Origin of the sequence: Kribbella amoyensis, assembly GCF_007828865.1 — a bacterium.
GTDB lineage: Bacteria > Actinomycetota > Actinomycetes > Propionibacteriales > Kribbellaceae > Kribbella > Kribbella amoyensis.
This window is the reverse complement of the sequence record NZ_VIVK01000001.1, coordinates 4,041,806-4,059,972: the sequence shown is the minus strand read 5'-3', so window position 1 is coordinate 4,059,972 and position 18,167 is coordinate 4,041,806. Positions and strand designations below refer to the sequence as shown.

At 70.6% G+C, this 18,167-nt stretch carries 21 protein-coding genes; 6 read left to right on the top strand and 15 right to left on the bottom strand.

All coding sequences use genetic code 11. The features are described from left to right. The first annotated feature begins 98 nt into the window (after nucleotides 1–98). Entirely contained in the window at nucleotides 99–1,265 is a 1,167-nt protein-coding gene (locus FB561_RS19245) for an AAA family ATPase (RefSeq protein WP_145808558.1), read from the top strand. Here FB561_RS19245 and FB561_RS19240 read toward each other — a convergent pair. Both FB561_RS19240 and FB561_RS19235 read right to left on the bottom strand, forming a co-directional pair. Then, nucleotides 1,210–2,103, bottom strand: coding sequence for a DMT family protein (locus tag FB561_RS19240; protein ID WP_145808556.1), 894 nt, complete (start codon nucleotides 2,101–2,103; stop codon nucleotides 1,210–1,212). The genes FB561_RS19245 and FB561_RS19240 overlap by 56 nt on opposite strands. Beyond that, nucleotides 2,104–2,832 (bottom strand): CDP-alcohol phosphatidyltransferase family protein, encoded by a 729-nt coding sequence (locus FB561_RS19235; protein WP_145808553.1) that lies wholly within the window; start codon nucleotides 2,830–2,832, stop codon nucleotides 2,104–2,106. It abuts the gene before it with no gap. A 117-nt stretch (nucleotides 2,833–2,949) separates the two neighbouring features. Here FB561_RS19235 and FB561_RS19230 point away from each other — a divergent pair, with 117 nt between their 5' ends. Further along, on the top strand, nucleotides 2,950–3,471 hold the full coding sequence (locus FB561_RS19230; protein WP_145808551.1) for a DUF6609 family protein: 522 nt from the start codon (nucleotides 2,950–2,952) through the stop codon (nucleotides 3,469–3,471). A gap of 15 nt (nucleotides 3,472–3,486) precedes the next feature. On the opposite strand, the gene FB561_RS19225 is transcribed toward FB561_RS19230, so the two are convergent. From FB561_RS19225 to FB561_RS19210, 4 genes are all read right to left on the bottom strand, one after another. Continuing rightward, nucleotides 3,487–3,924: a nitroreductase family deazaflavin-dependent oxidoreductase gene (locus FB561_RS19225; protein ID WP_145808548.1), complete on the bottom strand. Its 438-nt coding sequence runs from the start codon at nucleotides 3,922–3,924 to the stop codon at nucleotides 3,487–3,489. Nucleotides 3,925–3,948: 24 nt separating this feature from the next. Continuing rightward, a complete protein-coding gene (locus tag FB561_RS19220; RefSeq protein ID WP_170284712.1) occupies nucleotides 3,949–4,326 on the bottom strand; it encodes an ArsR/SmtB family transcription factor in 378 nt (125 codons plus the stop codon). Then, nucleotides 4,323–4,760, bottom strand: a complete 438-nt coding sequence (locus FB561_RS19215) for an SRPBCC domain-containing protein (protein ID WP_145808546.1) — start codon at nucleotides 4,758–4,760, stop codon at nucleotides 4,323–4,325. The genes FB561_RS19220 and FB561_RS19215 overlap by 4 nt, the downstream gene beginning before the upstream one ends. A 78-nt stretch (nucleotides 4,761–4,838) precedes the next feature. Further along, on the bottom strand, nucleotides 4,839–5,039 hold the full coding sequence (locus tag FB561_RS19210) for a hypothetical protein (RefSeq protein ID WP_145808544.1): 201 nt from the start codon (nucleotides 5,037–5,039) through the stop codon (nucleotides 4,839–4,841). Nucleotides 5,040–5,118: 79 nt separating this feature from the next. Between FB561_RS19210 and FB561_RS19205 the strand changes: the two genes are divergently transcribed. Then, nucleotides 5,119–5,562: a MarR family winged helix-turn-helix transcriptional regulator gene (locus FB561_RS19205; RefSeq protein WP_145808542.1), complete on the top strand. Its 444-nt coding sequence runs from the start codon at nucleotides 5,119–5,121 to the stop codon at nucleotides 5,560–5,562. A gap of 15 nt (nucleotides 5,563–5,577) precedes the next feature. Here the strand turns inward: FB561_RS19205 and FB561_RS19200 are convergent, their stop codons facing one another. From FB561_RS19200 to FB561_RS19165, 8 genes are all read right to left on the bottom strand, one after another. Beyond that, nucleotides 5,578–6,027 carry a hypothetical protein gene (locus FB561_RS19200; RefSeq protein WP_238334908.1) on the bottom strand — a complete coding sequence of 150 codons (450 nt, stop codon included), beginning with the start codon at nucleotides 6,025–6,027 and terminating at the stop codon, nucleotides 5,578–5,580. An 11-nt stretch (nucleotides 6,028–6,038) separates the two neighbouring features. Continuing rightward, nucleotides 6,039–6,761, bottom strand: a complete 723-nt coding sequence (locus tag FB561_RS19195) for a class F sortase (RefSeq protein ID WP_145808540.1) — start codon at nucleotides 6,759–6,761, stop codon at nucleotides 6,039–6,041. A gap of 10 nt (nucleotides 6,762–6,771) precedes the next feature. Continuing rightward, on the bottom strand, nucleotides 6,772–7,896 hold the full coding sequence (locus tag FB561_RS19190) for a hypothetical protein (protein WP_145808538.1): 1,125 nt from the start codon (nucleotides 7,894–7,896) through the stop codon (nucleotides 6,772–6,774). Between the two features lie 307 nt (nucleotides 7,897–8,203). After that, nucleotides 8,204–9,415: a PP2C family protein-serine/threonine phosphatase gene (locus tag FB561_RS19185; RefSeq protein WP_145808536.1), complete on the bottom strand. Its 1,212-nt coding sequence runs from the start codon at nucleotides 9,413–9,415 to the stop codon at nucleotides 8,204–8,206. A 45-nt stretch (nucleotides 9,416–9,460) separates the two neighbouring features. Next, on the bottom strand, nucleotides 9,461–10,369 hold the full coding sequence (locus FB561_RS19180) for an Fpg/Nei family DNA glycosylase (protein ID WP_238334907.1): 909 nt from the start codon (nucleotides 10,367–10,369) through the stop codon (nucleotides 9,461–9,463). 156 nt (nucleotides 10,370–10,525) lie between these two features. Next, nucleotides 10,526–11,002, bottom strand: a complete 477-nt coding sequence (locus FB561_RS19175; protein WP_145808534.1) for a ribose-5-phosphate isomerase — start codon at nucleotides 11,000–11,002, stop codon at nucleotides 10,526–10,528. A gap of 19 nt (nucleotides 11,003–11,021) precedes the next feature. Then, the gene (locus FB561_RS19170) at nucleotides 11,022–12,128 is read right to left on the bottom strand and encodes a serine hydrolase (RefSeq protein WP_238334906.1); all 1,107 of its coding nucleotides are present in this window, start codon (nucleotides 12,126–12,128) and stop codon (nucleotides 11,022–11,024) included. 84 nt (nucleotides 12,129–12,212) lie between these two features. Continuing rightward, the gene (locus FB561_RS19165; RefSeq protein WP_145808532.1) at nucleotides 12,213–12,809 is read right to left on the bottom strand and encodes a mycothiol-dependent nitroreductase Rv2466c family protein; all 597 of its coding nucleotides are present in this window, start codon (nucleotides 12,807–12,809) and stop codon (nucleotides 12,213–12,215) included. A gap of 150 nt (nucleotides 12,810–12,959) precedes the next feature. On the opposite strand from FB561_RS19165, the gene pepN reads away from it, so the two are divergent. Together pepN and FB561_RS19155 are read left to right on the top strand one after the other, a co-directional pair. Next, a complete protein-coding gene (gene pepN / locus FB561_RS19160; RefSeq protein ID WP_145808530.1) occupies nucleotides 12,960–15,533 on the top strand; it encodes an aminopeptidase N in 2,574 nt (857 codons plus the stop codon). 6 nt (nucleotides 15,534–15,539) lie between these two features. Further along, nucleotides 15,540–16,070 (top strand): hypothetical protein, encoded by a 531-nt coding sequence (locus tag FB561_RS19155; RefSeq protein WP_238334905.1) that lies wholly within the window; start codon nucleotides 15,540–15,542, stop codon nucleotides 16,068–16,070. Here FB561_RS19155 and FB561_RS19150 read toward each other — a convergent pair. Further along, nucleotides 16,067–17,206: a serine hydrolase domain-containing protein gene (locus FB561_RS19150; RefSeq protein WP_145808528.1), complete on the bottom strand. Its 1,140-nt coding sequence runs from the start codon at nucleotides 17,204–17,206 to the stop codon at nucleotides 16,067–16,069. The genes FB561_RS19155 and FB561_RS19150 overlap by 4 nt on opposite strands. A 427-nt stretch (nucleotides 17,207–17,633) precedes the next feature. Between FB561_RS19150 and FB561_RS37935 the strand changes: the two genes are divergently transcribed. Further along, nucleotides 17,634–18,167, top strand: coding sequence for a hypothetical protein (locus tag FB561_RS37935; RefSeq protein WP_170284711.1), 534 nt, complete (start codon nucleotides 17,634–17,636; stop codon nucleotides 18,165–18,167).

Genomic DNA, 18,167 nt, shown 5'->3' with positions numbered 1-18,167 from the left:
CCGGGGGGTTGGGGTGGCGCAGATGCGCCGGGCGGGGTTGGGTGCCGCAGTTGGGCGGGCGGGGTTGGGTTGTCGGTGGGTGTCGTTAGGTTGGCCGTATGTTGCGGACGGTGGCGGTGGAGAACTACCGGTCCTTGCGGCGCGTGGTGATGCCGTTGGGGCGGCTTAGTGTCGTCACCGGGTCGAACGGGTCGGGGAAGTCGAGTCTGTACAAGGCTCTGCGGTTGCTGGCCGATGCCTCGCGCAACGGTGCGGTCTCGGCCCTGGCGCGGGAGGGTGGGCTGCAGTCGACCTTGTGGGCGGGGCCTGAGCAGCTGGGGAGTGCGGTACGGCGGGGCGAGCATCGCGTCCAAGGGACGGTGCGGTCGGGTCCGGTGAGTCTGCTGCTCGGGTTCGCGTCGGACGACTACGGGTACGCGATGGACTTCGGGTTGCCGACGCCGCCGGCCGGGGCGTTCGCGCTCGATCCCGAGATCAAGCGGGAGGCGTTGTGGGCCGGCCCGTTCTTCCGGCCCGCGTCGTTGCTGATGGATCGGCGCGGCTCGGCGGTCCGGATCCGCAGCGACAGCGGTGAGTGGGAGGACGGCGGGCACGCGCTGCAGCCGTTCGACAGCATGCTCAGCGAGTTCGCCGATCCGCTCCGCGCGCCGGAGTTGCTGCGAGTCCGGGAGCGGATGCGGTCCTGGCGGTTCTACGACCACCTCCGGACGGACGCGGCCGCACCCGCTCGGCAGGCCCAGGTCGGGACCCGGACCGTCGTGCTGGACTCCGAAGGCGCCGACGTGGCTGCCGCGCTACAGACGATCCTCGAGATCGGGAACAAGGGCGCCCTGCACGAGGCGATCGAGCACGCGTTTCCCGGCAGCCGGCTGGAGATCCGGGTCGACGGTGGCCGGTTCGAGCTCGCGTTCCACCAGCACGGGCTGCTCCGGCCGCTCTCCGGGGCCGAGCTGTCGGACGGGACCCTGCGGTACCTGCTCTGGGTCGCCGCGTTGCTGAGTCCGCGGCCGCCCGAGCTCCTGGTCCTGAACGAGCCGGAGACGAGCCTGCACCCGGACCTGCTCCCCGCGTTGGCGAATCTGGTCGTCACCGCCGCGACCGACACCCAGGTCATCGTGGTCACGCACTCGCGGCCGTTCCTCGCCGCGTTGCAGGTCGGGGCCGAGGACCTGCACCCGATCGAGCTGGTGAAGGAGTTCGGCCAGACCGCTATCGAGGGTCAGGGCCTTCTGGACCAGCCGCCGTGGAAGTGGCCGACTCGGTAGCCGGATCCTTCACCGACTCGAACCGAACCAGGATCAGCGCGCCGATCGCGGTCAGTACGAAACCGCCCACGGCCCCCAGGGACCAGCCGTCGCGGACCGCGTCGTCGAGGACGAGGACGCCGACCACGGCCGGGGTGATCGTCTGCAGCGCGATCATCGGAGTGGTCGCGAGCGTGACCGAGCCGCGTTGCAGGGCGAGCGAGTACAGGACGAAGGCGAGCGCACCGCTCAGCAGCAGCGTGTACGTCGTCGGGCTGGCCAGCAACGCGCCGATCGAGCCGTCGTCCAGCAGCCGCGCCGAGATCGCGACGCCGGCATAGCCGAGCCCGGCCAGCAGACCGAGGACGGCGGTGGCGCCGCCGTGTTCGGAGCGGCTGGCGATTCCACCGAGCACCCCGATCACGACCAGCCCGACGATGAGCCCGACGGTCAGGCCGTGGTGCCGCGCGGTCTCCCCCGCGTGCCCGGCCGAGACGGCGAGCAGACCGAGCCCGACGCAGACTCCGACCACCGCCGACCACTCGATCGCGGACAGCTGGTCACTCATCAACCGGGTCGCGAGCAACGCGGTGACGACCAGGCTGGCCGCGATCCCCGCCTGCGCGAGGTACAGCGGCAGCAGCCGGAGCGCGACGAAGTGCAGCCCGAACCCGGCCAGGTTGAGCACCAGCGCGGCCAGGAACGCGGGCTGCTTCAGCAACGCGACGACGAACCCGGCCAGCCGGCGCGGATCCAGCTCGGACCCGGTCGGGACCTTGCGGGAGCCGACCGCCTGCAGGATCGCGGCGATCCCGAAGAGCACCGCCGCACCGAGCGCGGCGCCGAGACCCAGTACCACCTAGGCGACCCGTCGCCGCGGCACCCAGAAGGTCAGATAGAGGCTGAGCGCCGCGTAGTACACCAGGTACGCGAGCGAGACGGCGACCACGATCGGGTTCGGGTCGGGCATCTGCGCCAGCAGCACGGCGTACGACCCGAGCCAGATCGCAGTGGTGAGCAGGTTCATCGAGCGGAACGCCTTGGTCCGCGACGGGTACACGTACTTCACCGGGACGAAGACCAGCACCGAGCAGGTCAGCAGGATCACGCCGGTCGCGGCCGGGCCGAGTCCGAGGATCACCACGTAGAAGGCGACCACGTTCCAGTAGCTCGGGAACCCGAGGAAGAAGTGGTCGTCGGTCTTCGCGTCGGTCCGGCAGAACTGGTAGCTGGAGGCAAGCAACGGCAACGCCGCCAGCACGGCGCCCCAGGTCCCGTTCGGCAGGTAGCCGCCGGTCCAGAGCAGCACGATCGGCGCGAACGCGTAGGTCAGGTAGTCGACGATGTTGTCCAGCATGGCGCCGTCGAACCACGGGATGGTTTCCTTCACCCGCAGCCGGCGGGCCAGCATCCCGTCGGTTCCGTCGATCACCAGCGCGGCGAGGCCGAGCCAGAGCGCCCGGATGGTGTCGCCGTCGATGGCGGCGATCACGATCAGCAGCGCGAGCACCGTTCCGCTCGCGGTATAGGCATGCAGTGCCAGTCCGGCCAGACGCAGCCGCGTCGACCCGACGAACGGTTCCCGCACCGCGTCGTGTGTGGTCAGTGGGACTCCCAGAACTCGGTCGACGCGCTGCGCCGGACTTCTCGGGCCCCAGAATCTCACAGCACCAGGGCGCACCCTGGCAGCACGTACCCTTCGGCGGTGGATCTCTTCACCGACGTCGCCGGGATGGCGCGGACTTTTCCCTTGATGCGCGGCGGCGGAGCCCTGCTCGTGCTGGTCGGTCTGGGCCTGGTGGTGGGCGGGATCGGCGGTCGCCGGTGGCTGTTGCCGGGGCTGATCACCGGTGCCGCGCTGGCCGTCCTGGTGATGATGGTGGGCGGGATCACCAAGACCGTCTTCGACGGGCTGGGCTACCCGGCGATCTACCAGTACATCGCGTTCGGTGTCGGCGTGGTCGCCGAGGTCGGGCTGGTGAACCTGGTGATCGCGAAGGTGCCGGACCGCGAGTCCCGCGAGTTCTGGCTGTGGATCCTGTTGGTGGTCGGGGTGCACTTCCTGATCCTGGCCGTCTCGCACGGCCCGATCTGCGGCCTGCTCTGCATCCTCAACGCGGGGCTCGGCCTGCTGGTGCCGGCCATCCCCTACCGGGCTTCGTGGATCGCCGACGGTGCCTTCAAGGTCACCGCCGGCGGCACGATGGTGTGGCTCAGCTACCTGTGACCACCCCGGAGCCTGCTACTTGGCCGGCTCGAGCAGGAACTGCGGGATCTTGCGGCTGGTCTTCAGCTGGTACTCGGCGTAGTCCGGGTACGCCTCGACCGAGCGCTTCCACCACAGGTCGTACTCCTCGCCGTCGATCTCGCGGGCGACGTACTGCCCCGACTCGGCGCCGTCCTGGACCGTGACGTTCGGGTCGGCCTTCAGGTTGTAGTACCAGACCGGGTGCTTCGGGGCGCCGCCGAGCGAGGCGACCGCGACGTACACGCCGTCGTGCTCGACGCGCATCACCGGCACCTTGCGGATCTTGCCGGACTTGTTGCCGCGCATCGTCATCAGGACGACGGACATCCCGTTGAAGCCGGCCGGTTCGGTCGTGCCCGCGGCCTCGATCTTCTCGACGGCCTCGCGGACCCAGTCGGACGGGCTGGGGGCGTACTCAGTTTCGGATGACATGTCATCGATCCTACCGTTGACATGTCACCCCGCTGTCTCGCGCGCGTCGTGTTCGACCATCGCCTTGAGCGTCGCGAGCCGCTGGTCCCAGCGGGCGGCCACGGCGTCCATCCAGCGAGCGGCCCCGGTCAGACTGGCCGGCTCGAGCTCGAACAGTACGTCCCGGCCCGACTTCTCACTGCGTACGACGCCCGCTTGTTTGAGGACGGCCAGATGCTGGACGACGGCCTGCCGGGTGACGGGCAGTTCCCGCGCCAACGAGGTCGCCGTGGCCGCGCCACGCTCCGCCAGCAACGCCACCACCTGCCGCCGGGTCGGATCCGCCAACGCGGCCAGCACCGCGCCGGTCTCCCCCGAGTCCCCGGTCGCAGCACTCGGAGGTGGGTCGGGGCGGTTCGTCACAGCTCCTTGGCGAGAACGGTGAGCTCAGCGAGGCCGCCGTCCCAGCCCTGCTCAGCGTTCGCCGCGTGCTCGGCCCGTTGCCGTGCCGGAAGATCCAGCCGGTCGAAGCCGCTCTCGACCACGGTCAGCCGGGTCCCCTCGCCTTCAGGGGTGAGCGTGAACTCGACCTGGTTCGAGTTCCCCGGCGCCGGATCGACGTCCGGCTCCACCGCGTACCGATAGGCGAACCGTCGTCCCGGCTCCACCTTCTCCACGAACCCGCGGAACTCCCCGTGCTCGTCCCACCGCAGGACCAGCCGGCCGCCGGGTCGTAGCTCGAGCTCGGCACCACCGAACGCGTACCACCGGGCGAGCTGCTCGGGCTGGGTCAGCGCGTTCCAGACCTGATCAGGTCGCGCCTGCACGTACACCTCGCGCTCGACACTGGCGATCATGGGCTCGCTCCCCTCGGTCGGCATCACCCGGCCAGCATGTCATCGGGGGCGGGCAATGTGCAACTCGCTACTTGCACATCATCGACCAGTGGGAGCCTGCTCCCGGACCGCGCGGGCCTGCTGGTTCCGGGCCACCCGGGCGGCCCGCTCGCGCTCCATCCGGCGGCGTGGATCCTGGGCGTCGGACAGCGAGGCCGGGCCGGCGACGTGCAGGAGCAGCCAGGTCAGCCGCCAGCGGATCCGGTAGCCGAGGCTCAGGCCCTCGTTCTTGTCGCTCATCACGCGCTCTCCCATGATTGGTGTGGCAATAGTTTGTGCACCAAGTGTTAGTGTAGTCAACGTCCGAAGGGAGAGATCTATGCCGCAGTCCGACGAGGTGGACCTGCTCGCGCTGGACCGTCAGGTCTGCTTCGCGCTCGCGGTCGCCTCCCGCAGCGTGATCGCGCTGTACCGGCCGTTGCTGGACCCGATGGGGCTCACCCACCCGCAATACCTGGTGATGCTCGCGTTGTGGGAGGAGTCACCGCTGTCGGTCAAGCAGCTCAGCGGGCTGCTCCAGCTCGACCCGGGCACGCTGTCCCCGTTGCTCAAGCGGCTCGAGTCGGCCGGCTACGTGACCCGGCGCCGCGATCCGCGCGACGAGCGGTCGCTGGCGGTCGAGCTGACCCCGGCCGGCCGGGAGCTGCGGACCGAGGCGCTGAAGATCCCGCCGGCCATCATCGACCGGCTCGGCATGACGATCGGCGAGCTGGAGAGCCTGCACAAGAACCTCACCCGCGTCATCGCCGCGGCAACGGTGTGAGCCCGATCCGGGGGATCAGGGGCCGACGCACTCCTGCAACTGCGCGGCGGTAGCGATCTTCGCCTCGATCCAGCGGCGCCGGAGGAAGTGGGCCTTGAGCAACCGATGCACCCCGTCCAGCACCACCAGCCGGCCGCGGTACGCGACCAGGTGGATCGGGAAGTCGAGATCGGCGTCCATCACCCGCTGGTAGTGGTCGCGGTAGTTCATCGGCGTGACGGCGACCTGGTTCGGGGTGACCTTGAACCGTTCGCCGTGCAGTTGCCACAGCGGCAGGTCGAACAGCCAGACCAGGTCCGCGACCTCGACCGGTTCGACCCGCAGGTCCAGCGCCCAGAGCCGGCCGAGCTTCCACCGGGTCGGCGGGAACACCTCGCGCACCGAGGCCGGCATCATCGCGACCAGGTCCTCGAAGGACACATCCGGCGCACTCCGGTCCGCGCTCTCCACGCCATCGATCGCCACGACGCAGGAGATTACGCCATCGGGCGGGCGACCACGACCACGTTGCTGAGATAGACCTGGCCGTTCCAGTCCTCACAGGTGACCAGGACGAGCCGGCCCTTGACCTGCTGGTCGAACAACTCCCCGGCATGCGCGGCCAGCGAACGCTTCCGGTACGTCGTGACGCTGGTGACCTGGTACCGCAGAGTGCCGCGCGCCGTCGTCACGGTGACGGTGGTCCCGGGGCGGAGCTGGTCCAGGTCGTCGAAGGCGCCGCCACCGTTGTGGACCGTATGGCCGGTGATCACCGCGGAGCCGCGGGCAGCACCCGGCTGCGCGCCACCCGACCACCAGCCGACCTTCGTCGCGTCGGCGGGTGGGATGAGCTGACCGTTGACGGCCTTGATTCCGACGACCGGAGCCGTGATGCCCAACTGCGGAAGGGAGATCCGGGTCGGACGCCCGGGCCGGGCCGACGTCGTTGCCGGGGTGCCCTTCCTGGTCCCCGCGGACGAACTCGCCGATGGCTGGTCCGGCTTCTCGGCCGGTGACTCGGACGGCGGGGTGAGCAACGCCTTCGGTCCGCCGGGGCGGGCGGACGGAGACGCCGACGGGCCGGGAGTCGGCGAGGCGCCGGCCTGATCACGGCCGAACTGGACGCCGGCGCCGATCCCCGCGACCAGCAGCCCGGCGACCGCGAGCAACCCGCCCCACCGCAGTGGGGCGGGTCGTCCGCGACGCCGAGCTGAGGTCATGCGTTGTGCCTCAGACGCTGTGCTTCCCGCGACGGCGCAGCGTGAAGGCTGCACCCGCGGCGAGCATCACGCCACCGGCGGCCATCAGCACGGTGCCGACCGTACCGAGCGGGTTGCTGTTGCTCGCGGCAACAGTCCGGCCCCCGGCCAGACCGGCGTCGACCTCGGTCGGTACGCCTTCGGTCGGCGTGTCGGAGTCCGACGGACCCGGAACGCCGGCGGTGCCGGTCGCCGTGGACGTGGGCGTTCCCGACGTCGGCTCGGTGGTGGACGGCGAGGTCGGCCCGGTCGTGGACGGCGAGGTCGGCTCCGTGGTCGACGGCGACGTGGGCTCGGTGGTGGACGGCGAGGTCGGCTCCGTGGTCGACGGCGACGTGGGCTCGGTCGTCGACGGCGAGGTCGGCTCCGTCGTGGACGGCGAGGTCGGCTCGGTCGTCGAAGGCGACGTGGGCTCCGTCGTGGACGGCGAGGTCGGCTCGGTCGTCGAAGGCGACGTGGGCTCCGTCGTGGACGGCGAGGTCGGCTCGGTCGTCGAAGGCGACGTGGGCTCCGTCGTGGACGGCGAGGTGGGCTCGGTCGTCGGCGGGGTCGTGGGCGGGGTGGTCGTGGTGCAGCCCTCGACCCAGAACACCTTGTGCTTGGTGTCGTTGCCGATCGAACCCGGAGCGTTCACGGTGAGCTTGACGTGGTACCCCTGCTTCGGGTGCGGCTCGCCGCTGAACTTCAGCGTGTACGTCTCCCGGGCGTCGAGGTCGTTGCCACCGCCGGCCGGGTCACCGCCGATGAAGGGGGTGAGGTCACCGGAGACGACCTGCAGACCGGCGTCCGCGGTCGGCGCCTGGTCCTCGAAGGTGACCTTGGCGTTCAGGTCGCCCTGGTCGAAGTTGTAGAACTCGACGACGAACGTGCAGCCCTGGTGCGGGTTGTTGTCCGGCGGACCGCTCTGCAGGTCGACGCCTTCGATCTTCACGGTGCCGTTGTTGCCCGGCGGGTTACCGCCCTTGCTCGTCGCGGCCGACTGGTCCGCGGAGGCCGCCGGCGCCGCGACCAGCGCCGCCGCCCCGAGGAGCAGGGAAAGCGCACCGGCCCCGGCAACCGCGCCGGCGATCCGGGAGCGCACACCCGATGTGGTCATGTCCATTCCTTGTCAAAGTGAGTCGTGCGGATGAGGGAGTGTCCACAGGAAGACCGCGGGGCGCCCGGTCGTCCCCTCGCCGTTGCTAGCTGAACGGGGACCGCGGCGATGATCGCGCGCAAGGGCCGCTTCTGGGGGGTGGGGACAGCGCGGCCGCCGACGAGAACCGGGAAGTACCGATGCCGTGGAGGGCCGTGCGACAAGTGAACGGTGTGCGGAGCGGCGCAGACACGGCGACATGCTCCCACATTCACCATTCACCCGCACAAGGCCTTGTGATGACCAACCGACGAACTGTTACGAGAGGTCAGCTCGTCCGGCCCAAAGCGGCCCGCCGGCGCCGTCGACGGTGCCGTGGAGCGGGCTTGGCGACGGGGACCGGTGGCGGCGCCGACTCGGTGAGCGCGGCCCGGCGATGGATCACCACGATCGCGCTGTCGTCGCCGGGACCACCGATCTCGCGGACCAGTTCGGCCGCGGCGCCCTTGAAACCCTGTGACACCAGGCGTTCGGCATGACCGGCCAGCCGGTCGGTGCCGCGGCCGATGTCGCGGATCGGCGTCTCCACCATGCCGTCGCTGTAGAGGAACAGCGCGTCCCCGGATTTGAGCTGGCCCTTGTTCACCTGGAACTCCGGGGACTCGAGCAGCCCGAGCAGAGGGCCGTCGCTGTCGCGGGTGGCCCACCGGCCGGACCACGCGTCGAACTGGATGGCGGGCGGATGACCGGCGGTCCGCAGTTCGAACTCGCCGGTGCTCAGGTTGACCGCGACATGGACGACGGTGGCGAAGTCGTCGTCCCAGTCCTGGCGGCGCAGGTACTGGTTCGCGGCCGGCAGGAAATCCGCCACCGGGACCACCCCGAGCAGACCGCCGAACGCACCGGCGAGGAGCAGCGCCCTGGTTCCGGCATCGATTCCCTTGCCGGAGACATCGACCAGCGCGACCTCGACCTGGTCGTCGCCGCGGGTCGCCGCGACCACGAAGTCGCCGGAGAACTTGGACTGGCCGGCCGACCGGATCGCCGACTCGGCGAGCCAGTCGGGCGGCAGGTCGGGCAGGTCGCCCTGCGCGGTCAGCAGGTCGCGCAGATCGATCAGCATCGACTCGCCCCGGGTGCCCGAGACCCCCAGCCGGCTGCGCACCTTGGACCCGGCCAGCACGATCCACGCGGCCAGCCCGAGGACGACGACGAAGCCGACCTTCGGCAGGCCGGCGGCCCGCCCGGACACGACGTACGCGCCGAGCACCAGCGCGACCAGCGTCACCACGAGCATCTGCCGGAACCGCAGGAGCAATCCCCCGAGCAACAAGGGAATGATCAGCGCCGAGGTGGGTATGTAGGCGGGTAGCGCCCACGACAGGACGCAGATCGCGACGGTGAAGAGCAGCAACAGGATCATCGCCAGCGGATGCGAGCGATGTGCCCGGCGGACCAGACCGCGGCGGGCACGACCCAGCCACGAGCGGGCCCGCAGGCCGACCCGTCGCAGCCCAGCCATCATGCCGCTACTACTCATGGTGAGACGAAGATAACGGCACCCGCTGGTCCGCGCATCACGTCGTCACGACTTCTTGTCCGACGACCTTCGTGCCCCGCCGCGACGACCGGTTCCGGCCGCCGTCTTCCGGACGGGCTTGGCCGCCGGCGGCTTGCGGGTCAGGCCGGTGCGCTGGCACTTCGGGCACCAGAACAGGTTGCGTCCGGCCAGCAGTTCGGTCCGGATCACCGAGTCGCAGACGTGGCACCGCTGCCCTTGCCGGCGGTACACGTACACCTCGCCACCGTGATCGTCGCGGCGCGGATCGCGACCCATCGCCTCGGGGGTGTGATCGTCGGTGACGGTGTCGATCCGGCCGGTCTCGACGCCGTACTTCATCAGGTCGAGCAGGTCGGTCCACATGCCCTGCCACTCGCGTTTGCGGACCAGGTGGCCCGGCGTCATCGGATGCAGCTTCGCGCGGAACAGCACCTCGGCCCGGTACACGTTGCCGACGCCGCTGAGCACCTCCTGGTCCATCAGCAGCTGGCCGATCGGCAGCTTGCTGCGCTGGATCCGCTTCCAGGCCAGGTCGGGATCCGCGTCGTCACGCAGCGGGTCCGGCCCGAGCCGCGCGATCAACGCCTCGCGTTCGCCGTCGGTCAGCACCTCGCACACGGTCGCTCCGCGCAGGTCCGCGTACGCCGCGTCGTTCTGCAGCCGGAGCCGGACCTGGCCGACCGGCTCGGGGATCGGCGCGGTCCCGAAGTCGACCTTGCCGATCAGGCCGAGGTGGATGTGCAGCCAGCCGGCGCCCTCGAACTCGGCCAGGAAGTGCTTGCCGTGGGCCTCGGTCTGCCGCAGCACCCGGCCGTCGAGCAGCGCGGCGCCGTCCAGGAACCGGCCTTGCGGACTGGACGCGCGGACCACCCGGCCGCCGAACGTGTCCCAGACGTCGTTCGCGAGCCGGTGCAGGGTGTGACCTTCGGGCATGATTCCTCTTGTGGGTACTACGGGTTCAGGAGCCGGGAAGGGCCGGGGTGCGCCGACCCCGGCCGTGGTCGGGACCGGCCGGTCGATGCGCGCCCGGGACGTCTCCCGGCCACGCCCCGAGCCGGCCGATCGGCAACGGAGGAAACGCCCGCGGGATCAGGACGATTCCGGCAGCGGCGGCAGCTCGCCGGTCTCCTCGTAGCCGGCCAGCATGTCGATCCGGCGGGTGTGCCGGTCCTCGCCCGAGTAGGCGGTGGCCAGGAACGTCTCGACGAAGCCGGTCGCCTCGGCCTCGGAGTGCATCCGGGCGCCGACGCTGATCACGTTCGCGTTGTTGTGCTCGCGGCCCAGCTTGGCGGTCTCGGTGCTCCAGGCCAGCGCGGCCCGGACCCCCTTCACCTTGTTGGCGGCGATCTGCTCGCCGTTGCCGGAGCCGCCGATCACGATGCCGAGGCTGTCCGCGTCCGCCGCGACCGCCTCGCCGGTCCGCAGACAGAACGGCGGGTAGTCGTCGACCGCGTCGTACACGGCCGGGCCGTGGTCGACGACGTCGTGCCCGGCAGCCGTGAGGTGCTGGACCAGGTGGTTCTTCAGTTCGAAGCCGGCATGGTCGGAGCCGATGTGCACTCGCATTGGGGCAGTCTCCCACCCCTCACTGACAGTCCGGCACGCCGGGCAGCTTGTCGGACCCGGAGCCGACGTACACGTTCGTCACGTAGCCGCCGTACTTCGGCAGGTACGCCCACCACTCGCTCGACCGCGGTGACCCTTCCACGAGCTCACCCTTGCGCTGACACGAGACGAGTACGTCCACCCCGGCCGGGAGTACGCCGAGCACCTGGCTCGAGGTGGAAGCCTCCGAGCGCACCCGGACCCCGGAACCGCTCGTCGTCACCCACGTCCCCTCGGCCCGGATCCCGCCGGGCACGGTGAGGGACCGGGTCAGCCTGGTCAGGTCGGAGTACGCCTTCCCGTACCCGGTGCCGTCCGGGTGCAGGGTGTACACGGCAACGATCGTCCGGTCGTCGGTCCCGACGGTGCCCGTGGTGTGCAGGGCCTCGCTGGTCAGGTCGATCCCGGCCGCCCGGGGCGTCGCCGAGGCGCAGCCGCCCGAGTTCGTGAATCCGGACCAGCCCTGCTTGACCCGGAACGCCAGGTCGAACACGGCCGCGATCCCGAAGTACTGGTCGAACCCGTCGGTCCCACAGCGGGTCGCCTGACCGAGGTTGCCGAGGACGTACTCGCGGACCGGCGCGGGTGCCTGCTCGAGCAGGTACCGGTAGATCCGCACCGTGTCGGCCGCCGTGATCGCGACATATCCCCAGAATCCTGGATGCGTGGCCGGTGGACGCTCCGTGTGGGTCAGGCCGAGCCGCGCCACCATCCGGTCGACGATCGCGCCGCCGCCCCGTTCCTCCCAGTAGTAGCTCGCGGCATCGTCGTCGCTGCTCCGCAGCATCACGTCGAGCCGGGCCCTGTCCGCCGCCGGGATGTCGTACCGCGGGCCGCGGTCGGAGAGGAAGTCGAGCACGATCAGCAGCTTCACCACGGATGCGGACCGGAACTGCAGATCCGGGTTGAGCTGCTCGGTGAACTCACCGGTCTCCCGGTCGAAGACGACGACCCCGGCGGTCACGCCCGGCGGAACGACGGCCGCGTCGGTCGAGGCCGACGCGGCCGTCGTCATCCACATCACTCCGGACCCGGCCAGGACCGCGGACAGACCACTGCGCAGGAACTTCACAGGCCACCCACTCACCGTCGGCGAACGTTGCTCGGGGAGCCACCCTCACGCAGCCCGGCCGCTGAGTTCAACCCTTGTACGCCAGGCCGAAAGATCAGTTCAGTCGAAGACCGGGCCGCGGTCGCGGGTCCGCTTGATCTCGAAGAAGCCCTCGGTCCCGGCCACCAGCCGGACCCCGTCCCAGAGCTTGCCGGCCGCCTCGCCCTTCGGGGCCGGGGTGACCACCGGGCCGAAGAAGGCGGTGCCCTCGACCGAGATCACCGGGGTGCCGACCTCCATCCCGACCAGGTCCATGCCGGCGTGGTGCGACTTGCGCAGCGCGTCGTCGTACCGGTCGGAGTCCTTCGCCTCGATCAGGGCGGCCGGCAGACCGGCCTCGGCGAGCGCCTCGGGCAGGACGGCCTCGTCCTTGGTGCCGCGGCCCTGGTTGTGGATCCGGGTGCCGAGCGCGGTGTACAGCGGGCCGAGGACCTCGTTGCCGTGCGCCTGCTCGGCCGCGATCAGGACCCGGACGATGCCGAGCTTGCGCAGCCAGTTGGCGTCGTGCTCTTCGCGGTCTTCGTTCAGGACGGCGAGGCTCATCACGTGCCAGGTCGTCTTCACGTCCCGGACCTGCTCGACCTCGAGCATCCAGCGAGACGTCATCCAGGCCCAGGGACAGGCCGGGTCGAACCAGAAATCGGCGGAGGCAGTCATGACTTCGATCGTACAAAGTGCAATCACCCCGGTCACCGCCGGGCGTGGCGTGCTCACCCACCGGCAGGGCACGGAAACGCTTTGGCATCGGTGCCGAAGTCGCGGGGAAACCCTCGGGCAACGCCGTGGCCAGGTGCATAGGATGCCGACATGCCTGGAACCAACCTGACGCGCGACGAGGCGCGGACCCGTGCGGGCCTGATCAGCGACGTGAGCTACGCGATCGAACTCGACCTGACCACGGCCGCGACCGGCGCCGCGACCTTCGCGTCGACCACTACGCTCACCTTCGGCGCCGAGGCCGGTGCCAGCACGTTCGCCGACCTGATCGCGGCGGGGGTGCGCGAGGTGACGCTGAACGGCCGCTCCCTCGATCCGGAGACCGTGTACGACGGGTCCCGGATCCAGCTGGACGACCTGCGGGAGCGCAACGAACTGCACGTGGTCGCCGACTGCATCTACTCGCGCACCGGTGAAGGGCTGCACCGCTCGGTCGACCCGGCCGACAAGGAGACCTACCTCTACACCCAGTTCGAGGTTCCGGACGCGCGCCGGGTGTTCGTGACGTTCGAGCAGCCCGACCTGAAGGCCCCGTTCAGCTTCACCGTCACGGCCCCGGCCCGCTGGGTCGTCATCTCGAACGCGCCGACCCCCGAGCCGACGCCGGTGAAGGGCGTCGACGGCGAGGAGTTCGCGACCTGGACCTTCGCCCCGACCGAGCCGATGTCGACCTACATCACCGCGGTCGTGGCCGGCCCGTACCACGTCGTCACCGATGTCTACAAAGGCCCGAACGGCACGTACCCGTTGTCGCTGCTGTGCCGCCCGTCGCTCGCCGAGGCGCTGGACGCGGACGACGTGTTCGAGGTCACCAAGCAGGGCTTCGAGCTGTTCGAGCGCGCCTTCGGCCGGCCGTACCCGTTCCACAAGTACGACCAGGCGTTCGTGCCGGAGTACAACATGGGCGCGATGGAGAACGCGGGCTGCGTGACGCTGCGGGACGAGTACATCTTCCGCAGCCGCACCACCCACGCCGAGCTCGAGGCGCGCGCGAACACCGTGCTGCACGAGCTCGCGCACATGTGGTTCGGCGACCTGGTCACGATGACCTGGTGGGACGACCTGTGGCTGAACGAGTCGTTCGCCGAGTGGGCCTCGCACTGGGCGCAGGCCGTCGCCACCGAGAAGTACAACGGTGCCTGGACAACGTTCTGCAACGCCCGGAAGAACTGGGCCTACCGGCAGGACCAGTTGCCGTCGACGCACCCGATCGCCGCGGACATGGTCGACTTCCACGCGGTCGAGGTGAACTTCGACGGCATCACCTACGCCAAGGGCGCGTCGGCGCTGCGGCAGCTGGTCGCGTTCGTCGGCGAGGACACCTTCGTCGCCGCGCTGAAGGAGTACTTCGCCGACCACGCCTTCGGCAACACCGAGCTGACCGACCTGCTGAAGCCGCTGGAGAAGGCGTCCGGCCGGGACCTGGACGACTGGACCGAGCGCTGGCTGCGGACCGCGGGCGTGAACACGTTGCGGGCCGACTTCAGCGTCGACGACTCCGGCGCCTTCACCGCCTTCGCGATCGAGCAGACCGCCGCGGCCGACTTCCCGGTCCTGCGTCCGCACCGCCTCGCCGTCGGCCTGTACCGCCGCACCGACGAGGGCCTGGTCCGGACCGAGCGGTTCGAGGTCGACATCGACGGGCCGCGGACCGAGCTGGCCGAGCTCGTCGGCGCGACCCAGCCGGACCTGGTGCTGCTCAACGACGACGACCTGACGTACGCGAAGATCCGGCTGGACGAGCGGTCCCGGGCCACCCTGGTCGAGTCGATCGACCAGCTCACCGACTCGCTCGCCCGGGCGCTGGCCTGGGGCGCGGCGTGGGACATGACCCGCGACGCCGAGATGCCGGCCAGCCAGTACGTCGGCATCGTGCTCAAGGGGATCCGCGCGGAGACCGACCTGACCGGAGTCCGGTCCCTGCTCGGCCAGGCCACGTCGGCGATCAACAGCTACGCCGCACCCGAGCACCGCGCCGAGCTGCGGGCGCAGTACGAGCAGACCCTCGTCGAGCTGCTCACGACGGCCGAGGCGGGCAGCGACCACCAGCTCGCGTTCGCCCGGGCGTACATCGGCGGCGTCTTCTCCGCCGCGGGCGCGGACCGGCTGGCCCAGTGGCTGGACGGGGCCGACCTGCCCGAGGGCCTGGTCGTGGACACCGATCTGCGCTGGACCCTGCTGGTCGCGCTGGCCCGGCTCGGCCGGGTCGACGGCGACCGGATCGACGACGAGCTGACCCGGGACACCACCATCACCGGTCAGGAGCGGGCTGCCCAGGCCCGCGCCGCCCGGCCGACCGCCGAGGCCAAGGAAGCCGCCTGGCGGATCGCGGTGGAGTCCGAGGACACCCCGAACGAGACGCAGTTCCGGACCATCCTCGGCTTCCAGCAGCCGGGGCAGGAGGACCTGCTCCGGCCGTACGTCGGCCGGTACCTGGCCGCGGCGAAGGACGTGTACACCCGGCTCGGTTCGTCGATGGGCGAGAACGTGCTCGTCTACCTCTCGCCGCGGAACCTGCCCGAGGAGCCGACGCTGCGAGCGCTGACCGAATGGCTCGACACCGAGGCCGGCTCGGTCGACGCCCCCACCCTGCGGTACGTCGGGGAGGCACGCGCCGACCTGGTCCGGGCGCTGGACGCACAGCGGTGTGACGCTGCAGGGTAGATCCCCGTGGCTTCTCCTGATCCGTCCCTTGCCGGTGCCGCCGCGGTCGCGCTGACGGGACTGGCCGAGGCTTATCGACCTCGGCCGGTCACCCCGTTGGTCCCGTGGCGGTTCCCGCACCGTCTGGTGAAGCCGTACGTGCTCACCGCCCGCGGCCGTTCGTGGGACGACGACATGGTCGAGCTCGCCCGGTCCGCGGCGACCCGTCAGCTCGAGTTCGACGACGCGATGGGCGCCGTCGGACTCGGCGTGGTCGTGCTGCACCTCGGCGACGACGCGACCTCGCTCGTCGTCCAGAGCTGGGCGCGGGACTTCCAGTCCAGGCTGAGTATCTTCCGCGGCCTGGACGTGGACGACCTGCGGCCGGCGCCGATCGGGGCCGCGCCCTCGGTGTGGGAGCTGGAGGTGCTCAGCTACGAGCGGGCGTCGTACGTCGCGCACATCCTCACCGGCGGCCTGGACGTCGAGGCCTGGCTGGACGACGCCCTCGACACCCGCCCGGCGCCCAAGCTCGACGGCATCCCGTCCGGGACCTAGCGGCAGAGCCAGCGGTCGATCAGCCGGGTGGCGGCGCGGTCCTGGGCGAACGCCACCTCGACCGAATCGAACAGCTGCGTCGACATCGAGACCACGGCGCTCCTCCGGCCGCCCGTGAGGACGCCGAGCCTGGTCTTGTAGCCGATCTGGTCACCGCCCGGGATCCAGACCGTGCCGCCGCAGCTCAGGTCGCGGGCGAACAGGCCGAGCCCGTACCGGGCACCCGGCCACAGCTCGTTCGTGCTGTCGTCGACCGGGACCGTCCGGGTCATCTCGCGCAGCTGAGCCGCCTGCAGCAACCGGCCACCGAAGAGGGCCCGCTGGAACCGGTCGAGATCCGCGAGCGTGGAGATGTACCCACCCGAGGCGTCGGCGTCGATCAGCTCCGTGGTGTCCGTGTACGGCTCCCCCGCCGCGAACCGCGTGTACCCGTTGGCGTGCGGGAGCGCGATCCCCGGATCGGTGCCCGGGAAGTACGTGTGCCGCAGGCCGAGCGGGCGAACGACGCGCCGGTCCACCTCGGCGTACCAGGTCCGGCCGGTGACCGCCTTGATCACCATCCCGACCAGGTTGTACCCGGTGTTCGAGTACGACCACCCGGTCCCCGGGGCGAACTCTGGGGCATGGCTGAGCCCGGCCCGGACGACGTCCTCCTCGGTCCGGACGTCGTACCGCTTCTCGTGGTACTCCGCGGCGTCCGCCATGCCGGGGAAGTTCCCGTCGTAGATCCCCGCGGTGTGCTGGAGCAGCTGCCGCACGGTGATCAGCCGGCCGTCGTTCCCGTGGCCGCGGACGAACCCGGGCAGCCACTTCTCCACGGTGTCGTCGAGGCCCATCCGCCGTTCGGCGACGAGCTGCAGGACGACGGTCGCCACCAGCGTCTTGTTCGTACTGCCGATCCGGAAGTGGCCGTCGGACCGCGGCGCGCGGCCGGTGCCGAGCTCGGCCTCGCCGCTCACTGCCGACCTCGACCGGCCGGCCCCGTCCGTCACCCGGGCCAGGACGCCGGTCACACCGACGTCGCGGATCCGGTCCGCATCGTGCTGCAGGGTCGATCCGCGGGACGCCACCGCCGGTGCCACCGGGATCAGGGTCAGCGCCGCGAGCAGGACGAGCAGCCGGGTTCTCCGTCGCATGGAAATGCCTTCCGTCAGGTGAAGAATTCCCGCTCACGCTGTCAGCCGGTGCATCGCGTCACCATCGCTCCTGGTCCCGGACCGTGGTAGCGCGGACGCTACCGGTGAAATTCAAACGGCTGACCCAGCGCGTTGCGTCGTGGTCCGGTTCCGGTCCGCGATCGCCTGTCGGGAAAGAGATTCTCGGCACTTGAAAACTGCTCATTTTTCCTGGGTTCCGGCCTAAACTTGGCGCGCAAATTCCACCGACAAGGCTGGGGAGGCCTTTGTCGTGACACAAGTTGATCAACACAAACCGCCCACCCGGTCCGCCCGGCGTTCGGCGCATTCAGCTCGCCGCGGCCATCGCGCGGAGCCCCCGGGTCGATCGAGCCGCCCGAACCGGTCGCGCAGCGCGATCGGGGCCGCCGTCGTCGGCGGTGCCGCGATGGCCGCCGCGTTCGCGTACATCCTGACCAACGGCACCTCGGCCCCACCGGCCGATCCCGGCGCCGCGGCCGGCCGGGACGTGACCGTCACGTCCACGCCGCCGAGCGCCGACCCGGCCCCGACGGTCCCGACGGTCCCGACCCCGAAGGCGGACCGCAAGCCACCCGCGCAGCGCGCCTCGCCACCGGCGGCGAACACGGGCGCGGAGACACCGACGTTCAAGGCCGGCCAGTGGATCGCCGTGCTCGACAGCTACCCGACTGACGCCGGGATGGCCGCGGACCAGGTTGCCAAGGACCTCGCCGCCGACCTGATCGCCGCCGGTGTCCCGGCCAAGGCGATGCTCGCCGGCGGCCAGTACCCGGGACTCGCGGGCGGTGACCAGCAGCCGATGACGAACACCTGGGTCGTCTACCTCGGCCCGTACGCGTCGTCCGAGGCCGCGAACGCCCTGTGCGTCTCGCCAAAGACCCAGCGCGTGCACGCGAACGTCGCCTGCCCCGCGTACGAACCGGCGACTCCGCTCGGCTGA